This is a genomic window from Rhodococcus sp. BS-15 (genome assembly GCF_000813105.1).
Lineage (GTDB): Bacteria > Actinomycetota > Actinomycetes > Mycobacteriales > Mycobacteriaceae > Rhodococcoides.
Genome location: NZ_BAOX01000595.1, coordinates 1 through 810 on the forward strand (window position 1 = coordinate 1; position 810 = coordinate 810).

Here is an 810-nt window from a genome sequence, read left to right on the forward strand (position 1 = left end):
TCCGGTACGCCCACCGGGCGCGCGGCCAACACCAGTGCCGCACCTGCGGCCACCGCGTCGGCGGCATGGTCGTGACCGTCCACCTTGGCTCCGGGAAGGGCCAGGAAGATACTGCCGGTGGTCACCTTGCGGGAGTCGAACTCCACCGGTCCCGGCACCACGACCGCCGGATCCGGCACGTCGTGCACCGTGCCTCCGACGATCTCGGCGATGCGGTCGATCGAGAGCGGGATCACCGTACGCCCGCGCTCGTGCCGACCCGGCGCGCATCGATGGCCGAGGCGAGTATCACTCGGTCGTCGAACGGATGCTTCACGCCCGCTACCTCTTGGCCGGTTTCGTGCCCTTTACCTGCGATCAACACAACATCCCCTTCGCGTGCCCACGCCACGGCCTGTTCGATCGCCGCTGCGCGGCCTGCCACGTTCCGTACTTCACCGCGAGCCTCGTCCGGCACCGACAGCGCGCCGTCCTCGACGGCCTGCCGAATGGTGGCCGGATCCTCGCTTCGCGGGTTGTCGTCGGTCACCACCAACAGCTCGGCACCGCGTGCTCCGGCGGCACCCATCAGGGGACGCTTCGCGGTGTCGCGGTCGCCACCTGCTCCGAGCACCACTGCGATCCGTCCGCGCGAGGATTCGCGCAGGGTCGCCAGCACGGCCTCGACGGCCGCAGGCTTGTGCGCGTAGTCGACCACCGCCAGAAAGTTCTGCCCACGATCGATCCGCTGTACGCGACCCGGCACGTCGACCGTCGCGACCCCGGTCACGGCGCTGCGCACATCGGCCCCGGCGGCCGCGCAGGTCGCCA

At 70.5% G+C, this 810-nt stretch carries 2 protein-coding genes; both read right to left on the minus strand.

The features are described 5' to 3' along the window. Nucleotides 1–236, minus strand: a 236-nt coding sequence (locus RHBS_RS28155; protein WP_237669883.1) for a Mur ligase domain-containing protein, incomplete at its 3' end; no start/stop codon positions are given. After that, nucleotides 233–810 (minus strand): glutamate ligase domain-containing protein (locus RHBS_RS28160; RefSeq protein ID WP_272913906.1); only part of this gene is annotated, 578 nt, incomplete at its 5' end. The genes RHBS_RS28155 and RHBS_RS28160, both read right to left, overlap by 4 nt.